Source organism: Actinomadura gamaensis (assembly GCF_042652125.1).
Classification (GTDB): domain Bacteria; phylum Actinomycetota; class Actinomycetes; order Streptosporangiales; family Streptosporangiaceae; genus Spirillospora; species Spirillospora gamaensis.
The window spans coordinates 142,587-166,744 of sequence record NZ_JBHSIT010000001.1 but is presented as its reverse complement, the minus strand read 5'-3'; the positions used below and the strand labels follow the sequence as shown (position 1 = coordinate 166,744).

Below are 24,158 nucleotides of genomic sequence, written 5' to 3'. Positions count from 1 at the left end.
GGTTTCCTCGGCAGTCTCCTGCGGCACGCCGAACGAGAGGTGCGATTTCGCTGGTCAGGCGTCGGTTACGCGGACGAGGCCCTCTTGCATGACGGAGGCGACCAGGTCGCCGTCTCGGGTGAAGATCTGGCCTCTTGCCAGGCCTCTCGCGCCGCCGGCGAAGGGCGTGTCTTGGTAGTAGAGGAGCCAGTCGTCGGTGCGGAAGGGCTTGTGGAACCACATGGCGTGGTCCAGGGAGGCGCCCATGGTGCGCTTGTCGCCCCAGGCCAGGCCGTGGTTGAGGAGGACGGTGTCCAGGAGGGTCATGTCGGAGGCGTAGGTCATCAGGCAGACGTGGAGGAGCGGGTCCTCGGGGAGGTCGTCGTCGACCTTGAGCCAGACCTTGGACTCGGGGGTGGCCAGGGACGGGTCCTTGGCGGCCTCCCAGGTGAGGGGCGTCGCGTGGCGGACGTCGAAGGGGCGGCGGTTGACGAACTCGGTGGCGGCGCGCTCGCCGAAGACCGGGATGAGGCGGTCGAGGGCGGTGGGGAGGGTCTCGGGGTCCGGGGCGTCCGGCATGGGAGCGTGGTGGGCCGGGCCCGGCTCGTCGATCTGGAAGGACGCCGACAGGCTGAAGATCGCCTTGCCGTGCTGGATGGCCAGGACGCGGCGGGTGGTGAAGGAGCGGCCGTCGCGGACGCGGTCCACGGTGTAGACGATCGGGACGGACGGGTCGCCCGGGCGGATGAAGTAGGCGTGCAGCGAGTGCACCGCGCGGGTCGGCGGGACGGTGCGTCCGGCGGCGACGAGGGCCTGGCCGGCGACCTGGCCGCCGAACACCCGCTGCTGCCGGTCCTCGGGGCTGCGGCCGCGGAAGATGTCGGTCTCGATCTGCTCCAGGTCGAGGATGTCCAGCAGCGCCTTCACTGATTCCTTCACGCCGATCAGTGTCCCAAACGGGGGCGTGTGAGCGGGCTCTCACCCCCCGTTGACCAGCTCCAGGACGTCCGCGCCGAAGCGGTCGAGCTTGACCCGGCCGACGCCGGGGATCTGCGCCAGCTCCTCCATCGAGGCCGGGGCGCGCTCGGCGATGGCCTGGAGGGTGGAGTCGGTGAAGATCACGAAGGCGGGTTCGCGGCGGTCGGCGGCGGTGCGGGCGCGCCAGTCCTTGAGCGCGACGAGGATGTCCTCGTTCAGCTCGGCGGGGCAGTCCTGGCAGCGGCCGAGCTTCTGCTCGATCGCGGCGGTGAGCGGACGTCCGCAGACGCGGCACGGCTGCGGGCCGGAGCGGCGCGTCCGGCGGGACGCGGCGCGGTCGACGCGGGCCGGGGTCGGCGTGCCGGTCTTGCCGGTGAGGCCGTCCAGGAAGCGGGACGGCTGCCGGTAGCGCTCGCCGCCCGGGTCGCGGGACAGCGCCCAGGACAGGTGCAGGTGCGCGCGGGCGCGGGTGACGCCGACGTACAGCAGGCGGCGTTCCTCCTCGACCTGCTCGGCGGTCTCGGCGTACTTGATCGGGACCATGCCGTCGGTGAGGCCCATGAGGAACACCGCGTCCCACTCCAGGCCCTTGGTGGCGTGCAGGGACGCGAGGGTGACGCCCTCCAGGGTCGGCGCGTGCTGGGCGGCGGCGCGCTCCTCCAGTTCGGCGACGAAGTCGGGCAGCCCGGCGGACGGGTTGTCGACCGCCATGTCCTCGGCGAGCTGGGCGAGCGCGGCGAGGGACTCCCACCGGGACCGGGCGGCGCCCGCGCCGTCCGGCGGCGCGTCGGTGAGGCCCGCGCCCATCAGGACGTGCCGGACGGTCTGGATCAGCCCGAGGCCGTCGAGTTCGGCGTCGCCGCCCGCGCGCGCCGCGCCGCGCAGCCGGACGACGGCCTCGCGCACCTCGGGCCGCTCGAAGAACCGCTCCGCGCCGCGCACGACGTAGGGGACGCCCGCGTCGCTCAGCGCCTCCTCGATCCGGGCCGACTGCGCGTTGATCCGGAACAGGACGGCGATCTCCCGCGCCGGGACGCCCTCGTCGATGAGCTTGCGGCAGCGCTGCGCGATGTCGGCGACCTCGGACGCGTCGTCCCCGTACTCGCTGAACACGGGCGCGGGGCCGTCCTCGCGCTGGGCGACCAGTTCGAGCTTGTGGCGCTTGGCGGCGTCGCCGCGGGCGCGTCCGATCACCTCGTTGGCGAGCTGCACGACCTGCGGCGTCGACCGGTAGTCGCGGACGAGCCGGACGACCTTCGCGTCCTTGTACTGCTTGGTGAAGTCGAGCAGGTAGGACGAGGTCGCCCCGGTGAAGGAGTAGATCGTCTGGTTCGGGTCGCCGACGACGCACAGGTCGTCGCGGTCGCCGAGCCAGGTGTCCAGGAGCATCTTCTGCAGCGGGTTGACGTCCTGGAACTCGTCCACCACGAAGTGCCGGTACTGCTCGCGGACCTGCCGGAGCACCTGCGGCTCGTCGTGCAGGACGGCCACGGTCAGCTCCAGCATCCCCTCGAAGTCGAGCAGGTTGCGCTCGCGGCGCAGCCGGTCGTACTCGGCGTAGACGCGGGCGACCTCGACGACGTCGGTGGACGGCTTGCGGCCCGCGCGGGACGCGGCGTCCACGTAGTCCTCGGGCCGGTGCTGGGTGACCTTGGCCCACTCGATCTCCGAGGCCATGTCGCGCAGCCTGGCGGGGTCGGACTCGCGGATGCCGCACTCGCGCGCCGCGTCCCGGACCAGCCCGATCTTGGACTCGATGATCTTCGGGGGGTCGCCGCCGACCACCTTCGGCCAGAAGTAGGACAGCTGCCGCAGCGCCGCCGCGTGGAAGGTGCGGGCCTGCACGCCGGGCGCGCCGAGCGCGCGCAGCCGGGACCGCAGCTCGCCCGCCGCGCGGGTGGTGAACGTCACGGCCAGCACCCGCTGCGGGGCGACCACCCCGGTCAGCGTCGCGTACGCGATCCGGTGCGTGATCGCGCGGGTCTTGCCCGTGCCCGCGCCCGCCAGCACGCACACCGGCCCGCGCGTCGCCTCCGCCACCGCCCGCTGCTCGGGGTCGAGCCCCGCCAGCACCGCCTCCGCCTCCATCCCTCCATGGTGGCAGGCCCGGCCCGATGCTCGGGGCAGGCCCGTCCGTGAGCCGCGGGCAGGGCCGGCTGTGAGCACCGGGGGTACCGGACCCTGACTCATGGTGTGGAATGTCCGGTGGCGTCCCAGTGTTGACGCTGACGCACGACCGGAGATCGTCCAGGTGAGGAGCCGACGAGAGCGATGACGACGCAGGCCGCCGAGAAGCCCGAGCAGGGCCGGATCACCATGTACACGACCACGTGGTGCGGGTTCTGCCGCCGCCTCAAGACCCAGCTCGGCCGGGACGGCATCGAGATGGTCGAGGTGGACATCGAGCGCGACCCGAAGGCCGCCGAGTTCGTGATGAGCGTGAACGGCGGCAACCAGACGGTCCCGACCGTCGTGATCCAGACCCCGGACGCGGGCGAGGTCGTGCTGACCAACCCCAGCGCCAAGGAGGTCAAGCGCCTCATCGGCGCCTGACGTCTCCGTCCCGTCCCGCGTCACAGCGCGCTTCACGCCGAGTCGGCCCTTCCGTTCGGGTAACGGAAGGGCCTTCGGCGTTCCCGCGGGCCGTCCGGTATGGCTAGCCTGGGCGCGTTTCCGTGACACGAAGGGGTTTCACGTTGGACCTGGCGGACGCGCTGTCGCTCGGCTCGGGACTGGCCTGGACGGCGACCTACCTGCTCATCATCTGGACGGGCTGGAAGCAGCGGACGTACGGCATGCCGATCGCCGCGCTCGCCGCCAACCTCGGCTGGGAGTTCATCTTCTCGTTCGTCCGGCCGGGCGACGGGATGCAGCTGGTCGTGAACTACGTCTGGTTCGGGTTCGACGTGGTGATCCTGGCGCTGGTCGTGGCGTACGGGCCGCGCGAGTTCCGCTTCCTGCCCCGCTGGGGGTTCCTCGCGATGCTGGCGTCCGTGCTGGTCATGGGGTATCTCGGGGTGGACTTCGTGAGCCGCCAGTTCGACCACGGGCTCGCCACGTTCGCCGCCTTCGGGCAGAACCTGATGATGTCCGGGCTGTTCCTGTCGATGCTGATCGCGCGCGGCTCGGCGCGCGGGCAGTCGGTCTGGATCGCGCTCGCCAAGGGCGTCGGCACGGCCCTGGCGTCCGGCGCGTCCTGGATCTGGCTCCAGGACGAGCCGTGGCGCCACGGGCCGCTGCTCCCCTACCTGATGATCGCGACGGCCGTCCTCGACCTCGCCTACGTCGTGGCGGTCTACGCGGTGGCCCGGCACGAGTCGGGCGGCTCGCCGTCCGCGCCGCTCCGCCTGGACCTCACCGGCGTCCGCTGACCACGCCCACCCACCGGTCACACCGACGCGCTGGTCAGAACGGCCCGCCGGTCACAACGGCCGCGGGTCAGAAGGGCGGCATTTTCGGGAGTGGGCCGCCGTACCAGCGCATGATGAGCTGCGCGGCGATCGACAGCGGGCCGGGCGCGACGATGCGTCCGGTTTCGATCGCCTCGGTCAGCTCCTCGCGCGTGTACCAGCCGGCGTCGCGGATCTCGACCGGGTCCGGGACGAGCGGGACGGTGCCGTCCGCGCCGGCGGTGAACCCGATCATGAGGCTCTGCGGCAGCGGCCACGGCTGGCTGCCCAGGTAGCGGACGTCCCGGACGGTCAGCCCGACCTCCTCGCGCACCTCGCGCACGACCGCCTGCTCCAGCGACTCGCCCGGCTCGACGAACCCGGCGAGGACGGACCGGCGGTCGGCCGGCCACTGCGGCCCGCGGGCGAGCAGCAGCCGGTCGTCCTGGTCGGTGACCAGCATGATCACGGCCGGGTCCAGCCGCGGGAAGTGGTCCGAGCCGTCGTTCGGGCAGCGCCGGACGTGCCCGGCCTGCCGGATCTCCGTCCTCGTCCCGCAGCGCGGGCAGTAGACGTTCGCCGCGTGCCAGTGCTCCAGCGCGACGGCGTGCGTCAGCAGCCCGGAGTCGCGGTCCGGCAGCAGGGCGCCGATCCGGCGCAGCCCGGCCCGCTCGGCGCCCTCGACCGCCGGGAGCGGGCCGGTGACGGCGAAGTAGGCGACGCCGTCGTCGTCCACGCCCAGGAAGTAGCGGTCGCCGGACGGCGCGTCCGCCGGCGGGAGCAGCACGAGCACCGGGTCCGGCTCGACGATCGCGTTGACCTCGCCGTCGCGCAGCACGAGGACGCGGGTGCGCGGGTCGTGCCACGCCGCGTCGAGGAACGCGTCGTCGCCGCGCCGCTCGGCGGCCCGGTCCAGCGTGCCGCGCGCCAGCGCGAGCCACTCCAGCGGCCCGGTGCCGCTCTCGTCTCCGGTTGACCGGTCTCCGACCTGGGGGGATTCGCTCACCCGATCACGCTAGCGCAGCGCGGTGGCCAGCTCGTCCCAGAGGTGGGCGGCGGCCTCGGCGCCCTTGAGCAGCAGCGGCATCTCGACCTTCTCGTTCGGCGCGTGGATGCGGTCGTCGTTCAGCCCGACCGCGACGAACACCAGCGGCGCGTCGAGGATGTCGGCGAGGTCGGCCTCGGGGCCGGAGCCGCCCTCGCGGGTGAACAGCACCTCGGTGCCGAACGCCTTCTCCATCGCGCGGCGCGCGGCGCGGACGCCGGGCGAGTCGATCGGCGAGAAGCACGGCCGGACGCCGCCGCCCTCGCTGCGCACCTCGACCTCGACGCCCGCGGGGGTGTTCGCCTCGATCCACGCGGTGAAGGCGTCCCGGACCTTGGCGGGCTCCTGCCCGGCGACCAGCCGGAAGGAGATCTTCGCGTGCGCCTCGCGGGGCACGATGGTCTTGCCGCCGGGGCCGGTGTGGCCGCCCCACATGCCGTTGATCTCGGCGGTCGGCCGGGCCCAGATCCGCTCCAGGGTGCTGTAGCCCGCCTCGCCGTGGGCGACGCGGCTGTTCCCGGCGGTCTCGAGCCAGGCGGCCTCGTCGAACGGGAGCCGCGCGAACAGCTCGCGCTCCTCGTCGGTCAGCGGGACGACGTCGTCGTAGAAGCCGGGGACGGCGACGCGCCCGTCCGCGTCGTGCAGCTTGGCGAGCAGCTCGACCATGGCGTGCAGCGCGTTCGGGACGGCCCCGCCGAACGAGCCGGAGTGCAGGTCGACGTCCGCCGCGCGCAGCGTGATCTCGGCCTCGGTGAGGCCGCGCATGCCGGTGCACATGGACGGCACGTCCGCGGCCCACATGGTGGTGTCGGAGATGATCACGGCGTCGGCGGCGAGCCGGTCGCGGCGCTCGCGCAGCAGCTCGGCGAAGTGGATCGAGCCGGACTCCTCCTCGCCCTCGACCAGCAGCTTGATCGTGACGGGCGGGGCGTCCGCGCCGCGGGCGGCGAGGTTCGCGCGCAGCCCGAGCGTGTGGAAGAAGACCTGGCCCTTGTCGTCGGACGTGCCGCGCCCGACGAGCCGGTCACCGCGCTCGACCGGCTGGAACGGGTCGGTGTCCCACTCCTCCAGCGGCGTCACCGGCTGGACGTCGTGGTGCCCGTAGACCACCACGGACGGGGCGTCGGGGTCGGCGGCGGGCCACTCGGCGAACACGGCGGGCAGCCCGGCGGTCGGCCAGACCTCCACGGTCGGGAAGCCGAGGCCGCGCAGGTGGCCTGCGAGCCAGTCGGCCGAGCGGCGCACGTCGTCGTGGTGGGCCGGGTCCCCGGAGATGGACGGGATCGCCAGCCACTCCTTGAGGTCCGCGAAGAACTGGGCCTTGTTGGCCTGGATGTACTCCACAACGTCCACTGACATGCTCCCTTGCATGATGCTTTGCCCATGAACTCTAGGGGACGCCGAAGCCGGGCGTTGTCCGCGCGTTCGCACATCCACGCCCCCCCTTTCGCGCGCGCTCGGGGTGCGTTCGGGGTGCGTTCGGGGTGCGTTCGCGCGTTCGCCGGTCAGGCGTTGAGGAGCATCAGCTCGGTGCCCAGGTTGCGGCGCGCGGCGGCCTCGAAGCGGGCGTTCGCCTCCGGGGTGTGGAAGATCTTCGGCAGGTCGAGCAGCCCGCGCAGGATCTCGGCGCGGCCCGCGCGGAAGATCTCCTCCGGGACGAAGGCGTACTCCTCGCGCACGGCGGCGGTGTAAGCGGCGTAGCGCTCGGGGTCCGCGCCGAGGATGGCGAGGTCGGCGTCGCACAGCACCTGGCCGTTGGCGTCGGCGTCGTCCGGGTCGTGCGTCTCGGTCAGCTCGACGAGCCGGACGACCTCGGCGAGGCGCGCGGGCGACAGGTCGGTGTCCGCGAGGACGCGGGCCGCGAGGCGGGCGCTGCGCGCCTCGTTGTCGGCGCGCTGCGGGTCGTAGACCGCGTCGTGGAACCAGGCGGCGAGCCGGACGGCGTCCGGGTCGGGGGCGTGGGCCGCCAGCTCGTCCACCAGGTCGAGGACGGCGGTCAGGTGCGCGAGGCCGTGGTGGCGGCGGTGGGGTTCGGCGTAACGGGCGGCGAGGTCCGCGCCGATGTGCCGGGTGTCCGCACCGGCGAGCGCGACCCAGCGCTCGACCACGTCCGTGGCTCCCTCGGGGTCGGCGTGCTTCATGGGGACCATCCAACACGCGTGTCCGCCGTTCTTGCACACCGGGCGGGCCCCGGCCACTATGGTGACGGTTCGAGTTAGGCAAGGCTAACCTCACTATCTGGCCGAAAGGGTGCCGTGGCCGCCGCGCTCCACCTCGTCTCCGGCAGGCTCACCGACTCGGTGGCGCACGGGTTCCTGCCCGCGGCCGCCGCGCTCGGCCTGGACGTGACCGTGCTGACCGACCGTCCGGACGCGCACGCCGCCGTCTTCGGCGGCCCGGTCGTGCGCTGCGACGTCGGCGACTTCCGCGAGATCATCGCGGCCGGACGCCCGGACGCGCTGTTCACCAACTCCGACTTCCTGCAGGCCCCGGTCGCGCTCGCCGCCGCCTATTTCGGCCTGCCCGGTAAAGACTGGCGGGCCGCCGTCCGGGCGAAGAACAAGCACGAGACGCGCCGCGCGCTGGCCGCGCTCGACCCGGTGTTCTCCGCACCCGCCGACCGCGTCCCGCCGGACGCGCCGTACCCGCTCGTCCTCAAGCCGCGCGAGGGCGTGGCCAGCGAGGACGTCTTCCTCGTCGCGGACGCGGCCGAGCTTTCGGCCCGGCGCGCGCAGATCGGCACGCGCCGCCCGCTCGTCGTCGAGGAGTACCTGCCGGGCGAGCTGCACACCCTCGAAACCCTCGGGGACGGGCACGAACTGCACGTCCTCGGCTCGTTCCGGACGCGCCTCTCCCCGCCCCCGCACTTCGTCGAGGAACGCCTCGAATGGGCCCCGCCCCCGCCCGAGACCCCGCAGGTCCTCGCCCAGCTCGACGCGCTCGGCGTCGGTTTCGGCGCCTGCCATACCGAGTTCGTCGTCCACGCCGGACGCGCGCGGATCATCGAGGTCAATTACCGGGTGATCGGCGACCACTGCGACTTCCTGCTGGCCGACCTGCTCGGCGTCCCGCTGTTCGAGCGGATCCTGCGCGTCCACCTCGGCGAGCGCCTGCCGCCGCCGGTCCCTCGCCCCGCCCGGCACGCGGTCGCCGACTGGATCCTGGCCGACCGTCCGGGCAGGCTCGCCTCGGCTCCCGCCGCCGCCGACCTGCACGACGGGGACGTCCGGCTGACCTACCGTCCGCTGCGTCCGCTCGGCACGGACGCGCCGCTGACCCGCACCAACCGCGACTACCTCGGGACGATCCGGGCGATCGGCCCGTCCCGCCCCGAGGTCGAGGCCGCCATCACCCGTTTCCGCACCGCCAACACCTGGACGATCGCATGACGCGGGTCGACGGCCCCCCGCCCGCCTCCGCGGCCGACGGGCGTCTCATCCCGAACGCGCGGCGGGCCGGCTCGCAGGAGTCGCCTTCCTTGAGCCGGACCCGCCGCGCCCCCCGAATCTCCACTGAGGGAGTCCTCGCGGCGCGCGTCCTGGACGCCCTGCTGCGCGAGGACTACGGCGGGCTGCGAACATACGTGCGCGACGGCTCTCTGGCCCTCCCCGGCAGCACCCCCATAAGACTCCGCACACGCACCTCACCGGACGGCTCGGTAAGCAACCCGGCGGACAGCTCAGCAGCCGCCCCCGCAACCGACTCCGCAGACTGCCCGACAAACGGCTTAGCAGACGGCTCGACGAACGGCCCGACCGACGCGACAGCCAACGGGACGGCCGACGCAACGGCAGACGCAACGGCAGACGGGACGGCCGAAGCGACGGCGGACGCGACGACCGGCGCGACGGCGGACGGGACGGCGGACGAGGTGGTGAGTGGGCTTTGTCCCGGGTTTCTCGCGGACGCCGTCGTGGACGCGGGGCAGGAACTTCGGCTCACGGAGGTGCTCGCGATCGCGCGACGCGTCGCCGACCCTCACGACGACGTGGCGGCGCTCGCGCGGGAGTGCCGGGAGGCGCTGACGGCGACGTTGCTTTGCGAGAGCAGCCGTCCGGGCGTGATGCAGCGGCTCGCGCGGGCGGATCCGCTCGGGCCGGGCGTGTTCTATGAGACGCTCGCCGCGCATACCGAGCATCCGGTGTACCCGTGCGCGCACGCCCGCGCCGGGCTCGCGCCGAGCGATCTGCGGCGGTACGCGCCCGAGTTCGCGCCGGAGTTCCCGCTGCGCTGGGCGCGGGTGCCGAAGGACGACATCACCTCGGTGGGCGATCTGCCCGGGTGGTGGCCGGGGCCGGAGCTGTTCCCCGTGCATCCGCTCGCGGTTTCGGCCGTCCGGAAACACACGGAGGTGTTGCCCGAAGCGTTCCGTCCGGTGCGGCCGACGCTGTCGATGCGGACGGTCGCCGCCGACGCGCTCGTCCATCTGAAGGTGCCGCTGCCGACGAGCACGCTCGGCCTGCGGAACCGGCGGACGATCGTGCCCGGCACCCTGCCGGACGGCGCGCTCGCCGAAAAGCTGCTGCGGGACGTCCTGGCAGAGGAGGACCATCCCGTCCTGCTGGCCGACGAGCAGACTTACGGACACGCGGGAACTCCGTTCCTCGCCTACCTCGTCCGCCGCTTCCCGGCCGAAACGGCACACGCACACGTGGTGCCCGTCGCCGCGCTCACCGCGCCGCATCCCGACGGCGGCCTGGTCATCGAGCAATGGGACGTCCGAAACCTTTTCGGCCAGTACTTGGACGCGCTGCTGGGCTGGAACGTCGCGCTGTTCCGGCGCGGGATCGCCCTCGAAGCGCACCAGCAGAACGTCGCGCTCGTCCTCGCTCCCGGCGAGCCGCTGCGGCTCCTGCTGAAGGACAACGACGGGATGCTCGTGAACCCGGACGTCCTCGGCGCGCCCTGCCCGTTCGAGGACCGCCGGATGCGCACGCGCGACCGCGAGGCGCTCGCCCGCGTGTTCATCACGATCACCCTGCACCTGTGCGCCGCCGCGCCCGCGTTCGCGCTGGCCGCGCACGGCCTCCTGCCGCGCGCGGAGGGCCTGGCGATGATCCGCGACCGCCTGGACGCGCTGCTCTGCCCGTCCACCGCTCCCGGGCCCTCCACCGCCCTCGGCCCGACCGCCACACTCGGCCCCTCCACCGGCCCCGGCCCGTCCACCGGCCTCGGCCCGTCCACCGCTCTCGACGCCGGGGCGGAGATCGCGTTCCTGCGCGCCCGCGTGCTGGACGCGCCGACACTGCCCGCGAAAGCGATGGTCACCGCCGGGACCCTCGTCGACAAGGTCCGGACCGGCGCCGCCGACATCAACAAGCACTACGGCCCGGACGGGCCGAACTACCTACGGGACCTGACGTGACCCTCACCCGCTCGGCCGTCGCGACCGCCGCGGACGGCACCTCCACCGCCCTGCTGAACTGCCTGGTCCGCGAGGTGTGCGGGCCGGAACGGCAGCTCTGGCACCGGGACGGCCGCCTGGTCATGCGGCTGCCGCGGGTGGGGGTGCTGCTGCGCGCCGGGCTCGCCCGCCCGCCGCACGGGCCGACGTTCCGGCTCGTCCCGCCGTTCGAGGAGCACCGCGACGGCGCGTGGATCGCGGCGGACTGGACGCGGCTCGCCTCGCTGATCGCCGGGGAGCTGGAGCTGTCCACCGGACGCGCGAACCCCGAGTTCACGGCGCAGGTCGAGGGCAGCTACCGCGCCCTCGAAGCGATCATCGCCGCGCGCCCGGAGCGTCCCGCCGATCCCGACGCCGACCACGCCGGCCACGCCGACCCCGCCGACCAGGCCAGCCACGCCGATCCCGCCGACCGCTCCCACGACGACACGTTCATCGAGTCGGAGCAGTCGCTCGTGTTCGGCCACCGCTTCCATCCGTCGCCGAAGGCGCGCCAGGGCGCGCCCGACGAGTGGATCCGGTACGCGCCCGAGGCCCGGACGAGTTTCCGGCCGCACTGGCTCGCCGTTCCGGACACGCTGCTGGTCGAGGAGGGCGATCCCGGCGCGTTCGCGGCGCTGGAGCCGTTCGCCGCGCCGCCGGGACACCGGCTCCTGCCCGCGCATCCGTGGCAGCTCGCCCTCCTCCAGGACGATCCGCTCCTGCGCCGAGCGGTCGCGGACGGTCTCGTCCGCGACCTCGGCCCCGGCCCGGCGGACGCGTTCCCCACGTCCTCGGTCCGGACGGCGTACCTCCCGGACGCCGACGCGTTCCTGAAGTTCAGCCTGGACGTGCGGATCACCAACTGCGTCCGGAAGAACGCCTGGTACGAGCTGACCGGCGCGGTCGAGCTCGACCGGATGCTGCGCCCGGTGTTCGAGGCGCTCGGCGCGACGCTGCTCGCCGAGCCCGCGTACCGTTCGCTCGCGCTCGCCGACCGCCGCCTGTTCGAGGGGTTCGGCGTGCTCGTCCGGCAGGGGGTGCGGGGCCTGCGCGGACGCCCGCTGCTCGCCGCAGCGCTCGCCGCGCCGGACGGCCTGGCCGACCTCCCCGCTGTCCACGCCGACCCGCTGGCCTGGTGGGACGCCTACGTCTCGCATGTCGCGCCGCCCGTCCTGCGCGCGTTCCTGGAGCACGGCGTCGTGCTGGAACCGCATCTCCAGAACGTCCTGGTGTGCGTGGACGACGGCGGGATGCCCGTCCAGGCGGCCTTCCGCGACCTGGAAGGCACGAAGCTCGTCGCCGGACGCTGGGCCCTCGGCCATCTCCCCGCGCGCGTGCGCGAGGCGGTCACCTACGACGCGCATCGCGGCTGGGACCGCGTCGTCTACTGCCTGCTGATCAACCACCTGACCGAGGTCGCCGCCGCGCTCGCCGACCTGCGTCCCGACCTGGAGCCGGAGCTGTGGCGTGCGGCGCGCCCGTACTTCGCGGGCGACCATCCCCGGCTGCGCGCGCTGCTCGCGGGCGTTCCGGTGCCCGCGAAGGCGAACCTGCGGACGCGCTGGTCGCGGTCCGCCGACCGCGCCGCCGGGTACGTGCAGGTCGCCAACCCGCTGCGTGTGGAACAGCTCACATCCTGACGCCGCGCCTTCGCCGGGGACGGACGGTCCACTACATATCTGACTGATTGCCGGGTATGTGGTTGATCCCGGCCCGTCCCCCCGAAGGAGTAGACCGTGGCGTTCGAGCTGGTGCGAACGGTGGCGCGGATCCCCCGGGCGGTCTGGGACGCGGGGGTGCTGCACCCGGTCCGTCCCGACCGAGCCGTCCGGATGCCGCTCCAGTACGTCCGCTACGGCGCGACGCCCGGCACGGTCGAGGCGATGTCGGCGCTCCGCTTCCCGAACCGCGTCGCCCTGCTGGACGATCGAGGCTCGCTCACCCACGCGGAACTCGAACGCTGCGTGGCCGTCCTCGCGAGCGCCCTACGCGCGCGCGTACGAGAGGACGACCGTGTAGGCGTCCTCTGCCGGAACCATCGCGGATTCGTCGAAGCCGTCCTCGCGGCCTCGCGCCTCGGCAACGACGTCGTGCTGCTGAACACCGACTTCTCCGCGCCGCAGCTCGGCGAGGTCACCGAACGCGAAGGCGTCGGCGTGCTCGTCCACGACCAGGAGTTCGACGGCGTGGTGGACGAGTCCGGTTACGGCGGGCTCCGCATCCACGCCTGGCGGGACGATCCGGACGGCAAGCATCCCTCGATCGCCGAGCTGGGCGCGACGACCGTCGCCGAACCGTTCAAGCCGTCCCGGACCAGCCGCGTCATCGTCATGACGTCCGGCACGACCGGCACGCCGAAGGGCGCTCGGCACGATCTGAGCCTCGGCATGCTGCTGCCCGCCGGCATCACGCACATGATGCGCGTCCCGCTGAAGTCGGGCGCGCCGATCGCGGTCGGCCCGCCGCTGTTCCACCTGCTCGGCATGGCGTACTGCTTTTCGGGCCTCGGCCTCGGGATGCCGCTGATCCTGGTCCGCCGGTTCGACCCGGCGCGGCTCCTGCGGCTCATGGACGAGCACGAGGCCGGTGCGCTCGTCGCCGTCCCGATCATGCTGGCCCGCCTCCTTGACGTCCCGGACGGCCCGCGCCCCGCCTCGCTGAAGGCCGTCGTCTGCGGGGGCGCCGCGCTGCAACCGCACCTCGCGTCCCGCTTCATGGACGAGTTCGGGGACATCCTCGTCAACATCTACGGCGCGACCGAAACCGGCTGGGCCACCATCGCCACCCCCGCCGACCTGCGCGCCGCTCCCGGCACGGTCGGCAGGCCGTCCCTCGGCCTGACCATCAAGATCCTCGACGAGGACGGCGCCGAGCTCCCGCCGGGCGGGATCGGCGAGATCTACACCGGCGGCGGCCTGCGCTTCACCGGCTACACCGGCGGCGGCTCCAAGCGCACGCGCGGCGGCCTGACCGGCAGCGGCGACCTCGGCCACTTCGACGCCGAGGGCCGCCTCTTCGTGGACGGCCGCGCCGACGACATGATCGTCTCCGGCGGCGAGAACGTGTTCCCCGGCGAGGTCGAGGAGCTCCTCGGCGCCCACCCGGACATCGCCGAGGTGACCGTCCGGGGCGTGGAGGACGACGCCTTCGGGCAGCGCCTCGCCGCCTGGATCGTCCGGCGCGACGGCGCGTCCCTCACCGAGGACGCCGTGAAGGACCACGTCCGCACCCGCCTGGCCCGCTCCAAGGTGCCCCGCGACGTCCATTTCGTCACCGAACTCCCCCGCACGAGCACCGGCAAGGTCAAGGCACGCGCCCTGAGCGGCTGACCGGCCCGTCAAGGCCGCGCCCCGAGCGGCTGACCGCCCCGCCAAGGCGCGCGCTCTGAGCGGCTGACCGCCCAGGCCCGCGCCCGTGAGCGGCTGACCGACCTCTGGGCTCAGGCCGCCGCGTCAGCGCTGCCGGCGAGATCGCCGACAGCGGTCCCGGCGGCGGTCCCAGCGGTCCCGGCGGCGTTCGCGCGTGCGGCCATGCAGATGCGGGCGAGGTCGTTCAGGGCGTCGGCGCGGCGCTCGTCGAGGGAGCGGCCGTCACCCGCCCCGGCCTCGGCCAGGGTGTCGATGACCAGCGAGAAGACGGGCCACTCGGCCGGGCCGATCGCGCCGCGGAAGTCGAGCTCGCCATCGGCGAGGTCGTCGAGGTCGAGGTTGCGCGCGAACGTGGCGAGCGCGGCCTCGGCGGCGACGATCCCGATCCGCATCGCGAGCGCGGCCGGTTCGCGCTCCAGGGGAAGAGCGGTGCTGGAACCCATGTTCGACAACATAGAACACCTGAGCGAAGATCGTCGAACGTTTGGTCGAGAAAGCGGCCCGGTTCACCCCGCTATCGCCTGGAGAAAGGCGTGCGAGTGGGTGAAGTGCAGCGCGCCGTCCACCCGGACGGGCCGCATGCCGGTCGGCGCGCCGCCCGCGAGCTCGTCCTCCAGCTCCTTGCGGATCACCGCGGCCGTCTCGTCCGGCGTCCCGGTGAACGCGAGCCACGGGTCCAGCGGCCGGACGACGTCGAACCGGTCCGTGCGGCGCACCTCCGCGCCCGCCGCCGCCAGCATCGCGGTGATCTCGGCCTCGGTGCGCAGCGTCCCGTGCGACGGGTCGCGGCGGCGCTCGACCAGGTCGGGATCGCCGGCCAGGCCCTCCGGCCGGACGAGGTCGGCCACCACGATCGCCGCGCCCGGCCGCGCCACGCGGACCATCTCCCGCACCACGGCGTCCGGGTCGTCCACCTGGTGCAGCGAGAACCGCGTCACGACCAGCGTGAACGAGCGGTCGAGGTAGGGCAGCGCCGTCGCGTCACCCTTGGTGAAGGTCATGTTGGTGACGCCCGAGGCGTCCGCCGCGCGCTTGCCCTCGGCGAGCATCGCGGGCGTCAGGTCGAGCGCGGTCACGTGCCGGACGCGTCCCGCGACGGCCCGCGAGACCAGCGCCGTCCCGGCCGCGACCTCCAGCACGACGTCCTCGGTGTCGAGCTCGGGCTCCATGAACCGGACGAGCCGTCCGAGCTGCGCGGTGAACGCCGAGTTCAGCCGCGGGTCCGCGAACGCGGCCGCCTGCCGGGTGAACTCCCGGACGATCCGCTCGCCGTGCTCCTCGCGACTCTCCCGCCGCCCGTCCGTCTCGCAAGGGGTCACCGCCACGCCGGCCTCCTCGGGGTTTCCCGGGATCTTCCCCGTTTCCCCCACTCCTGAACAGGGCCCGGCCGCCCACTTGTCAGACCGCGCGGTCAGGACGGGCTCAGGCGGCGGGGACCTTGTCGAGCAGGGCCGCGAGGCCCGCGGCGTCGAGCAGGTCGGCCGGACGGATCGTCCGGTTCGCCTTCACGTAATGGAAGGCGGCGCTGACCTGGTCCAACGGGACGCCGGCGAGCTCGGCCCAGGCGACCCGGTAGGCGGCGAGCTGGACGGCGGCGGCGTCCGCGGCGGCCCCGGACGGCGGCAGCCCCGTCTTCCAGTCGACGACCTCGTACCGGCCGTCGCCGTCGCGGAAGACGGCGTCCATCCGGCCCCGGACGAGCCGGTCCCCGATGATCGTCTCGAACGGGACCTCGACGTCCAGGGGTTCGCGGTTCGCCCATTCGGACTTCTCGAACATCTCCTGGAGGTGGTCGAGCTGGGAGTCGTCGGCGGCGTCCTCGTCGGCGGAACCGGGCAGCTCGCCCATGTCCATGAGCCGCTGCTGCCCCCAGCGGCTCTCCAGCCAGGCGTGGAACGCGGTGCCCCGGCGGGCGTAGGGCGCGGGCCGCCGGGGCATCGGGCGGCGGATCTGCCGGGCCAGCGCCGCCGGGTCGCTCGCGAGCGTGACCAGGGACGACACGGTCAGGTGCGCGGGCAGCTCGACCAGCAGCCCGTCGCCCGACCGGCCCCGGTCGCGCTCGGCGAGGAGCAGTTCGACGTCGCGCGCCCACGCGGTCATGCGGGCCCGGTCGCCGTCGGACAGGCCGTCGGTGCCCGCCCACAGGCCGGTGCTGCCGTGCATCGCGTCCCGGACCATCCCGGCGGCCTCGACGATCGCCTCGTACCGGGCGCGGGCGGACGAGTCGGCGCCGCGCAGGTCGCCGGGCGCGACCGGCCATTCGGCCTCCTCCTGCTCGGTGAGCAGCGGGTTCACCTCGTCCTCGCCGGGCGGGTCGGTCCAGACCGCGACGGTGCCCGCGCCCGCGACGCAGACCTCGCGGACCTCCTCCAAATAAGGGGACGGCCCGATCGGACGGCTCGACGACCCCCACCAGTACCCGGTGGCGATCAGCAGCGCGGACGCGCGGGTCAGCGCCACGTAGGCGAGGCGGCGCTCCTCCAGCAGGTCGCGCCGGATGGACTGCTCGTCGAAGCGGGCGAGGTCGTCCTTCTCCAGCCCGTTCAGTTTCGGCAGGTCGGCGTAGTCGCCGCGGAGCGGGAACGGCAGGACGCGCGGGTTCGCCGTCCAGCGGGTGGTGTTCTGCGGCGGGGACGGGAAGATCGACCCCTTCGCCGGGGACCCGTTCTTCTGCGGCACCGACGACAGCCCGGGCACGATCACGACCGGCCACTCCAGCCCCTTGGACGCGTGGACGGTCAGCAGCTTCACGCTGTTCGTCTCGCCGACGCGTCCGGCCTCCAGGCCGAACTCCTCGGACTCGGCGGCCTTCAGGTAGGCGAGGAACGCGCCGAGCGTCGGGTCCTCGGCGTCGCCGGCGAAGTCGGACGCCGCGCCGACGAACGCGTCCAGGTCGGCGCGCGCGGTGACCGGGTCGAGCCCGGAGCGCGCGGCGACCTCGATGTCGAGGCCGAGCGAGCGCTCGACCTCGGCGACCAGGTCGGGCAGCGGCAGGCCGACCTGGGAGCGGAGGTGGCGCAGCTCGTCGCGCAGGCGGCGGAGCCGTCCGAAACCCTCCGGGGAGTACGCGGCCGGGTCGCCGAGGTCGTCCAGGGCGTCCACGAGGCTGCCGGTCTCCTGGTTGAGCTCGGAGACGAGCTGACGCAGCGGGTCGTCCGCCGCCGGGGTTTCGGACGTATCGACGGGCGCCCCGCCCTCCGGCGTCCCGCCCTCCGACGTCCCGCCCCCCGACGTCCCGGCTACCGGCGCCCCGGCTTCCGAAGCCTTGGCTTCCGGAGCCTCGGACGGCTCGGGCGGTGTCACGTCGCGGGCCTGCTCGGTCGCGAGCGTGCGGGCGCGGCGGCCGAGGGCGACCAGGTCGCGCGGGCCGAGCCGCCAGCGCGGGCCGGTGAGCAGCCGCGCGAGCGACGCCCCCGCGGTCGGGTCGTGCATGACGCGCAGCGTCGCGACGACATCCTGCACCTCGGGGACGGTCAGCAGGCCGCCGAGCCCGACGACCTCGACCGGCACGTCGCGCAGCTCCAGGGCCCGCCTGAGCAGCGGGAACTGCGACCGCTTGCGGGCCAGGACGGCGATGTCGGACCACTTCAGCGGCTCGTCCCCGGCGGGGCCGCCGTCCGGCGCGTACTCGGTCGGCCCCATCAGCTGGACGACGCGCTCGGCGATCCGGTCGGCCTCGTCCTCGACGGTGGCGAACAGCGCGCACTCGACCCGGCCGCGGCCGTCGCGTCCCGCGCCGGGGACGAGGACGGGCACGTCCCGCGCGTCCTCGCGCAGTTCGGCCTGCACCCGCGCGGCGGCGTCGAGGATGCGCTCGCCGTTGCGGAAGCTGCGGCTGAGCTTGTTGATCGGCGCGGGCTCGGCGGGCGCGTTCCCCACCGCCGGACGGCGCGGGAAGTCGCGCGCGAACCGCAGCAGGTTGCCCGCGCTCGCGCCGCGCCACCCGTAGATCGACTGGCACGGGTCGCCGACCGCGGTGACCGGGTGGCCGCCGCCGAACAGCGAGGTCAGCAGGACGAGCTGGGCCTGGCTGGTGTCCTGGTACTCGTCCAGCAGCACGACCGAGAACCGGGACCGCTCGATCATCCCGACCTCGGGGTGGTTGCGCGCGATCCGCGCGGCGAGCGCCATCTGGTCGCCGTGGTCGATGACCTCGCGCTCGCGCTTGACCTGCTGGTAGCGCTCGATCAGCGGCATGAGCTGCTGCCGGACCTCGTGCTTGGCGAGGATGTCGCGCTGCGCCTTGAGCGGCTTCCTGAGCGAGGCGAACATCGCGTCGAGCCGGTCGCCGATGCGGCGGACGTCGTCGGGCGTGCGCAGGTGCTCCGACAGGTCGCCGCCGAGCTCCATGACGGCCTTGGTGACCGTGTCCGGCGACCAGTCGATCCTGTCCATGGGGCCGGAGTAGGCGTCCACGACGCGCGAGCAGAGCTGCCAGGCGACCGCCGGGGAGATCAGCCGCATGGTCGGTTCGAGCGCCTCGCGCAGCGCGTGGTCGCCGAACAGCCGCGCCGCGTACGCGTGGTAGGTCGAGACCATCGGCTCGCCGTCGAAGATCTGCTCGCCGCCGAGCCGCTCCAGCTCGTGGCCGGGGAGCTGCTCGCGCAGCGTGTCGAGCCTCTTGCGGACGCGCACGCCGAGCTCGGCCGCCGCCTTGCGGGTGAACGTCAGCCCGAGGACGCGCTCGGGCCGGACGAACCCGTTCGCGACCAGCCAGACGACGCGCGCCGCCATCGTCTCGCTCTTGCCGGACCCCGCGCCCGCGATCACGGCCATCGGCGCCATCGGCGCCTCGATGACCCGCGCCTGCTCCTCGGTCGGCTCCGGCACCCCGAGCAGCCGCGCCAGCTCCGCCGGAGTGATCATGGACCGACCTGGCCTCCCTCCTCGTGCACCGGGCAGCAGGACCGTACCGGGCACGTCCGACACTTGTCGTTCGCGCGCGCCTGGAAGACCTCGCTCGCCATCCCGGTCGCGACGATCTCGACCAGCTTCTTCGGCCACTCCGGGTCCGGGTCGTCCGAGGGCGGCGGCTGCTCCTGCTCGCGGACGCGGTTCGCGAACGCCGCCTTGCCGACCTGGACCAGCTTCGCGCCGCCCGGCTCGACCAGCCCGTGCCGCTCGAACGCGCCGAGCATCACCGCGTACTGGTACACGCCGAGCTGCGGGTGCCGGGCCAGGTCGCCCTTGCCGACCGCCGTCGTGGACGTCTTGATGTCGATGATCACCGCGCGGCCGTCGGCGTCCCGCTCGGCCCGGTCGATGCGCCCCTTGATGACGACGCGGCCGAGATCGACCTTGAAGGACTCCTCCAGCGCGACGATCTCGTTCGGGTTCTCCCGGTGCCAGGTCAGGAACTTGTCCACCATCGCCGCGGCCTGCTCGCGCTGCTTCTCGGAGTACCAGGACGACCGGAAGTCGAGGTCGTTCCAGATCTCGTCGAGGCGGCGCGCGACGTCCACCTCGGTCACGCCGTCGTCGCCGCCCGCCATCTCGGCGACCGCGTGCACGACCTTCCCCATCGTCGAGTACTCGTTCGGCCCGCCCTCCTGCGCGCCGACCGCCGAGGTCAGCAGCCAGCGCAGGCCGCAGGTGGTGAACGTCTCGACCTGGGACGGCGAGATGGTGATCTGCTCGTCGGGGGCGAACGCCGGGCCCGTGTCGGACAGCGCGGTGATCGCGTACCAGTTCTCCGGCCGCGCGCCCCGCACGCCCGCGCGCGCGAGCCGCGCCAGGTGCCCGGCCGCCGCGCGCCGCATCGGCTCCGGCCGGGACGGGTCGGCGACGACCGACCGCAGGTCCGCGACCAGCGCCGACAGCGACAGCCAGCGCGTCCTCTCGTCCAGCTGGGACTGCTCGATCGCGCCGGGCAGCAGCTCGTTCAGGAACCGGGACGGCCGCTCCTCGGTGTCGTCCCCGCCGACGGCCGTCACGACGAGCCGCCGCCGCGCGCGGGTCACCGCGACGTAGAACAGCCGGCGCTCCTCGTCCAGCATCTTCGCCGACAGCGACGCCCCCGCCGCCGCGCCCTGCTCCGGCACCTGCGACCCGGCGGCGTGCTCGACCAGCTCCTCGATGCCGAGCAGCGAGCCGCGCAGCCGCAGGTCCGGCCAGACGCCCTCCTGGACGCCGGCGACGACCACGACGTCCCACTCCAGGCCCTTGGACCGGTGCGCGGTCAGGATCCGGACGGCCTCGCCCTCGGGCGCGTGCTCGGCGAGCGTGTCCCCGGCGATCTCCTGCGCGGAGATCGTGTCCACGAACAGCTCGGGGCCCGCCTGCGGCAGCCGGTCGACGAACCGGGCGGCGGCGTCGAACAGCGCGACGACGGCGTCCAGGTCGCGGTCGGCGGACGCGCCGCGCATCCCGCCGCGCACGCTCTGCTCCAGCAGGACGTCGGCCTGCCCGGACTCCTTCCAGACCTCCCACAGGACGTCCTCGGCGCTGCCGCCCTCGGCCGCGCTCTGCCGCGCCACCTCGATCAGCCGCGCGATCCGCTCGGCGGGCGCGCGCACCTTCTCGTGGACGAGCACCAGCTCGCGCGGATCGTTCACGGCCGCGACGAGCAGCTCGGACAGCTCGCGCCGTCCGCCGGAGATCTCCTCCAGGTCGCGCAGCGCCCGCTTGAGCCGCCGCATCGCGAGCGCGTCCGCGCCGCCGAGCGTGCTGGTCAGCAGGTCCTCGGCGACGACCTCGTCCAGGAAGTCCTTCTTGAGCGCGGCGCGCAGGAGCAGCAGGAACGGCCGGACGGCGGGCTCCCCGACCAGCGGCACCTCGTCGCCGGCGACCACGACGGGCACCCCGGCCTGCGCCAGCGCCCGCCGCAGCGTCGGCACCTGCCGGACGGCGCTCCGCACCAGCACGGCCATCCGCGACCAGGGCACCCCGTCGAGCAGGTGCGCGCGCCGCAGCTCGTCCGCGACGAGCGCCGCCTCCTGCGACTCGGAGTCCGCGATCACCGCCCGGACCTCCCCGGCCATCCCCTCGTCGGCCGTCTCGCCGGCCTTCTCGCCGGACGACGCCCCGCCGGACGATGCCCCGCCGGACGGCGCCCCGCCGGACGACGCCCCACCGGACGACGCCCCACCGGACGACGCCCCACCGGACGACGCCCCGCCGGACGGTGCCTCGTCGGGCGCAGCCTCCGAGGGCAGCTCGGACGGGTGGCGGAGGGCCCGGTGCTCGGCGGCGAGGGCCGTCCCGGCGGGGAGGCGGCGGGCGATGCGGCGGGACGCGACGAGCAGTTCGGGCGCCATGCGGCGGCACGTGCGCAGCGCGACGACGGGCGCGGGGTCGCCGTCCAGGGTGCGGAAGCGCTGCGGGAACTCCAGGATGCCCCGCACGTCCGCGCCCCGGAAGCCGTAGATCGACTGGTCCGGGTCGCCGACGACCACCAGGTCGCGGCCGTCGCCCGCGAGGTACTGGAGCAGCTCCTCCTGCGCGGGGTCGGTGTCCTGGTACTCGTCCACGAAGACGGCGTCGTAGGCGTCCCGCTCGCGGATCCGGACCTCCTCCTCGGCCAGCGTCCCGGCCGCGAGGTGGATCAGCTCGCCGTAGTCGAACGTCGGCGTCGGGTCGAGCGCGAACCGGTCGACGTAGCGGGTCATGAACCCGCCGATCGCCACCCAGTCGTCGCGTCCGCGCAGCCGGCCGATGGTCTCCAGGTCCTCCGGGAAGAGCCCGCGCTCGCCCGCGCGCAGCATGAAGTCGCGCAGTTCCTCGGCGAAGCCGCGGGTGGCGAGGGTCTCGTGCAGCCTCTGCGGCCAGCCGCGGGCGCCGTCCATCAGCTCGCCCTGGAGCAGCCGCCGCACCTCCAGCAGCTGCTCGGGGCCGGTCAGCAGCCGGGGCGCGGGCATGTCGTTCAGGACGGCGTCGCGCCGCAGCAGCGCGTAGGCGTAGCTGTGGAAGGTGAGGGCGAGGGGCGTGCGGGTCGTCCGGCGCAGGCGTCCGGTGATCCGCTCGCGCAGCTCCCCGGCGGCCTTGCGGCTGAACGTCAGGACGAGCACCCGCTCGGGATCGACGCCCCGGTTCTCGATGCGGTCCACGACCGCCTCGACGATCGTGGTGGTCTTGCCCGTGCCGGGGCCGGCCAGCACGAGCAGCGGACCGCCCGCATGCTCGACGACCGCGCGCTGCCGCTCGTCCAGAGCGGGCGCGGCGGTACGCGCGGGACCCGCGCGACGCACGAGACGGTACGAGGCTGCTGACACGACATTTCATTGCAGCAGATGATCGGGACTCCCCCGACCACATCCACCGCATGTCGCCCATGTGCCGCACGGTGAGCGAGCGACCACGGCTGAGCGACCGTTCGGTGATGATTCAGCTCCCATTCAGCATCTTTTCCGGGAAAACAGGAGTTTCGCCGAGGAGGGGCGGGCACGTTGGCGGTACGGTGCCAGCGGATCGACTCGCGATGCTCGAAGGGGTGGGAACCACGGACCCGCGCGACGACGGCCAGACCCCCGACCCGGACGCCACCCGCGCCGAACCCTCCCCCGGCTCCGGGGGCGGAGTTCCCGGCTCCGGTCCGACCCGGCGGGACATGCCGCTTCCGATCCGGACGTCCGGCCCGGGCGCGCCCCCGCCCGGCGCCGCCCCGCCCGGCGCGACCCCGCCCGGCGCTCAACCTCCCGGCGTCCAGCCGCCGGGTATGCAGCCGCCGGGCGCCGGCGCGCCGCTGGGGCGTCCGCCGGGGCACGACATGCCGAACCTCGGACGTCCCTCCAAGCGCCTCAACCGCCGGACGGTCCTGTTCGGCGGACTCGCCGCCGCCGGGCTCACGGCCGTGACCGCGTTCGCGGCGGACGAGCTGATGTCGAGCGGATCGTCCGCGAGCGGGCCGCGGCACCGCGCGGGGAAGGCCGCCGGGGTGGGCGGGTCCCACCCGACCGCGCCGCCGCGCACCGCGCCCCCGGCGAGCTGGACGTCCTCGCAGCTCCAGTCCGCCCGGACGCCGCTGTTCGACCTGCGCGAGATCCAGCCCCCGCCGCCCCCGACCGCCGTCGCGCTCACCATCGACGACGGCCCGCACCCGGTCTACACGCCGATGATGCTCGACCTGCTCGCCGAGCACGGCATCAAGGCGACGTTCTCGCTGATCGGGTCGCAGGTGAAGATGTTCCCCAAGGTCGTCGAGCGGATCGCCGCCGCGGGGCACCAGATCTCCAACCACTCGCAGACGCACCCGAGCCCGTTCGCCGCCATGGGGCAGGACCGCATCCACCGCGAGATCATGGAGGCGAAGGAGCGGATCGAGGACGCCGCCGGATACTCCCCGAAGTTCTTCCGCTCCCCCGGCGGCGACTGGAACCGGTACATCTTCGACCTGTGCCGCAGCCAGGGCATGATGCCGATCGCCTGGAACGTCGACCCGCGCGACTGGTCCCGTCCGGGCACCGAGCACATCCGCCGCTCGATGCTCACCGCGAAGGCCGGCGACGTCCTGCTCTGCCACGACGGCGGCGGCGACCGCCGCGAGACCATCGAGGCCCTCCGGACCGTCCTGCCCGCCCTGAAGCAGCGCGGCCTGACCTTCGTCGCCCTCTGACGCCCTGACGGGCGTCGCGGGCGTGACAGGCGTCGCGGGCGTCGCGTTGAGGTTCGGCGCGGCGGCCGGTCAGGCGTCGGACGGGTCCCAGCGGGCGCGGCGCATGTCGACGCGGCGTCCGTCGGGACGGAGCGGGGTGCCCTCGACGCGGTACTCCTCCATCGCGCGCACCTCGTGCCCGGACGCCGGGCTCCCGTCCGCGCGCACCACCCGCCACCACGGGACGCCACCGCCGAACAGCGACATCACGCGTCCGACCTGGCGCGGCCCGCCCGCGCCGAGCAGTTCGGCGATGTCCCCGTAGGCGAGCACCCGGCCGGGCGGGATGCGTTCCACGGTGTCGAGGACCAACTCCGCATACTCGTCTGGTTCCGAGAGCACACCAAGATTCTTTCGCCATCCGGACCGTCGCGCGACCGGAAGCCTGCACCTGGCAGATGTACCCTCATCAGCGCTCTGGTCG

General features: G+C 73.8%; 17 protein-coding genes. 7 read left to right on the top strand and 10 right to left on the bottom strand.

Translation table 11 applies throughout. The features are described 5' to 3' along the window. Positions 1-54 precede the first annotated feature (54 nt). Positions 55-918 carry an acyl-CoA thioesterase II gene (tesB, locus tag ACFPCY_RS00800; protein WP_378251583.1) on the bottom strand — a complete coding sequence of 288 codons (864 nt, stop codon included), beginning with the start codon at positions 916-918 and terminating at the stop codon, positions 55-57. Between the two features lie 39 nt (positions 919-957). Next, positions 958-3,045 carry an ATP-dependent DNA helicase UvrD2 gene (locus ACFPCY_RS00795; protein WP_378251582.1) on the bottom strand — a complete coding sequence of 696 codons (2,088 nt, stop codon included), beginning with the start codon at positions 3,043-3,045 and terminating at the stop codon, positions 958-960. Positions 3,046-3,228: 183 nt separating this feature from the next. On the opposite strand from ACFPCY_RS00795, the gene ACFPCY_RS00790 reads away from it, so the two are divergent. Together ACFPCY_RS00790 and ACFPCY_RS00785 are read left to right on the top strand one after the other, a co-directional pair. Then, on the top strand, positions 3,229-3,510 hold the full coding sequence (locus ACFPCY_RS00790; protein ID WP_378251581.1) for a mycoredoxin: 282 nt from the start codon (positions 3,229-3,231) through the stop codon (positions 3,508-3,510). Positions 3,511-3,653: 143 nt separating this feature from the next. Further along, a complete protein-coding gene (locus ACFPCY_RS00785; RefSeq protein WP_378251580.1) occupies positions 3,654-4,328 on the top strand; it encodes a transmembrane-type terpene cyclase in 675 nt (224 codons plus the stop codon). Between the two features lie 67 nt (positions 4,329-4,395). Here the strand turns inward: ACFPCY_RS00785 and nudC are convergent, their stop codons facing one another. The 3 genes from nudC to ACFPCY_RS00770 all read right to left on the bottom strand — a co-directional run bounded on the left by nudC (position 4,396) and on the right by ACFPCY_RS00770 (position 7,532). Next, positions 4,396-5,352, bottom strand: coding sequence for an NAD(+) diphosphatase (gene nudC, locus ACFPCY_RS00780; RefSeq protein WP_378251579.1), 957 nt, complete (start codon positions 5,350-5,352; stop codon positions 4,396-4,398). Positions 5,353-5,361: 9 nt separating this feature from the next. Continuing rightward, positions 5,362-6,750 carry a dipeptidase gene (locus ACFPCY_RS00775; RefSeq protein ID WP_378251578.1) on the bottom strand — a complete coding sequence of 463 codons (1,389 nt, stop codon included), beginning with the start codon at positions 6,748-6,750 and terminating at the stop codon, positions 5,362-5,364. Between the two features lie 146 nt (positions 6,751-6,896). After that, entirely contained in the window at positions 6,897-7,532 is a 636-nt protein-coding gene (locus ACFPCY_RS00770; RefSeq protein WP_378251577.1) for an HD domain-containing protein, read from the bottom strand. A 114-nt stretch (positions 7,533-7,646) separates the two neighbouring features. On the opposite strand from ACFPCY_RS00770, the gene ACFPCY_RS00765 reads away from it, so the two are divergent. The 4 genes from ACFPCY_RS00765 (at position 7,647) to ACFPCY_RS00750 (ending at position 14,106) form a co-directional block, all read left to right on the top strand. Next, positions 7,647-8,780 (top strand): ATP-grasp domain-containing protein, encoded by a 1,134-nt coding sequence (locus tag ACFPCY_RS00765; protein WP_378251576.1) that lies wholly within the window; start codon positions 7,647-7,649, stop codon positions 8,778-8,780. Positions 8,781-9,304: 524 nt separating this feature from the next. Next, positions 9,305-10,756, top strand: coding sequence for an IucA/IucC family protein (locus tag ACFPCY_RS00760; RefSeq protein WP_378251575.1), 1,452 nt, complete (start codon positions 9,305-9,307; stop codon positions 10,754-10,756). Further along, positions 10,753-12,417: an IucA/IucC family protein gene (locus ACFPCY_RS00755; protein WP_378251574.1), complete on the top strand. Its 1,665-nt coding sequence runs from the start codon at positions 10,753-10,755 to the stop codon at positions 12,415-12,417. The genes ACFPCY_RS00760 and ACFPCY_RS00755 overlap by 4 nt, the downstream gene beginning before the upstream one ends. A gap of 96 nt (positions 12,418-12,513) precedes the next feature. Next, entirely contained in the window at positions 12,514-14,106 is a 1,593-nt protein-coding gene (locus ACFPCY_RS00750) for an AMP-binding protein (RefSeq protein WP_378251573.1), read from the top strand. Between the two features lie 110 nt (positions 14,107-14,216). On the opposite strand, the gene ACFPCY_RS00745 is transcribed toward ACFPCY_RS00750, so the two are convergent. The 4 genes from ACFPCY_RS00745 to ACFPCY_RS00730 form a co-directional block, all read right to left on the bottom strand. Continuing rightward, entirely contained in the window at positions 14,217-14,588 is a 372-nt protein-coding gene (locus tag ACFPCY_RS00745; RefSeq protein WP_378251572.1) for a hypothetical protein, read from the bottom strand. Positions 14,589-14,651: 63 nt separating this feature from the next. Next, entirely contained in the window at positions 14,652-15,470 is an 819-nt protein-coding gene (locus ACFPCY_RS00740; protein ID WP_378251571.1) for a class I SAM-dependent methyltransferase, read from the bottom strand. 97 nt (positions 15,471-15,567) lie between these two features. Continuing rightward, complete coding sequence (locus ACFPCY_RS00735) at positions 15,568-19,011, bottom strand: UvrD-helicase domain-containing protein (RefSeq protein WP_378251570.1); 3,444 nt, start codon at positions 19,009-19,011, stop codon at positions 15,568-15,570. Continuing rightward, complete coding sequence (locus ACFPCY_RS00730; RefSeq protein WP_378251569.1) at positions 19,008-22,331, bottom strand: ATP-dependent helicase; 3,324 nt, start codon at positions 22,329-22,331, stop codon at positions 19,008-19,010. The genes ACFPCY_RS00735 and ACFPCY_RS00730 overlap by 4 nt, the downstream gene beginning before the upstream one ends. A gap of 242 nt (positions 22,332-22,573) precedes the next feature. Between ACFPCY_RS00730 and ACFPCY_RS00725 the strand changes: the two genes are divergently transcribed. Further along, on the top strand, positions 22,574-23,695 hold the full coding sequence (locus tag ACFPCY_RS00725; RefSeq protein ID WP_378251568.1) for a polysaccharide deacetylase family protein: 1,122 nt from the start codon (positions 22,574-22,576) through the stop codon (positions 23,693-23,695). A 69-nt stretch (positions 23,696-23,764) separates the two neighbouring features. Here ACFPCY_RS00725 and ACFPCY_RS00720 read toward each other — a convergent pair whose 3' ends face one another. Continuing rightward, the gene (locus tag ACFPCY_RS00720) at positions 23,765-24,076 is read right to left on the bottom strand and encodes an MGMT family protein (protein WP_378251567.1); all 312 of its coding nucleotides are present in this window, start codon (positions 24,074-24,076) and stop codon (positions 23,765-23,767) included. Positions 24,077-24,158: the final 82 nt, after the last annotated feature.

What these genes read in the sequence shown, in the direction of transcription:
- ACFPCY_RS00795 (WP_378251582.1), bottom strand. Translation starts at nt 3,045, where the DNA reads ATGGAGGCGGAGGCGGTGCTGGCGGGGCTCGACCCCGAGCAGCGGGCG.
- ACFPCY_RS00790 (WP_378251581.1), top strand. Translation starts at nt 3,229, where the DNA reads ATGACGACGCAGGCCGCCGAGAAGCCCGAGCAGGGCCGGATCACCATG.
- ACFPCY_RS00775 (WP_378251578.1), bottom strand. Translation starts at nt 6,750, where the DNA reads ATGTCAGTGGACGTTGTGGAGTACATCCAGGCCAACAAGGCCCAGTTC.
- ACFPCY_RS00770 (WP_378251577.1), bottom strand. Translation starts at nt 7,532, where the DNA reads ATGAAGCACGCCGACCCCGAGGGAGCCACGGACGTGGTCGAGCGCTGG.
- ACFPCY_RS00745 (WP_378251572.1), bottom strand. Translation starts at nt 14,588, where the DNA reads ATGGGTTCCAGCACCGCTCTTCCCCTGGAGCGCGAACCGGCCGCGCTC.
- ACFPCY_RS00735 (WP_378251570.1), bottom strand. Translation starts at nt 19,011, where the DNA reads ATGATCACTCCGGCGGAGCTGGCGCGGCTGCTCGGGGTGCCGGAGCCG.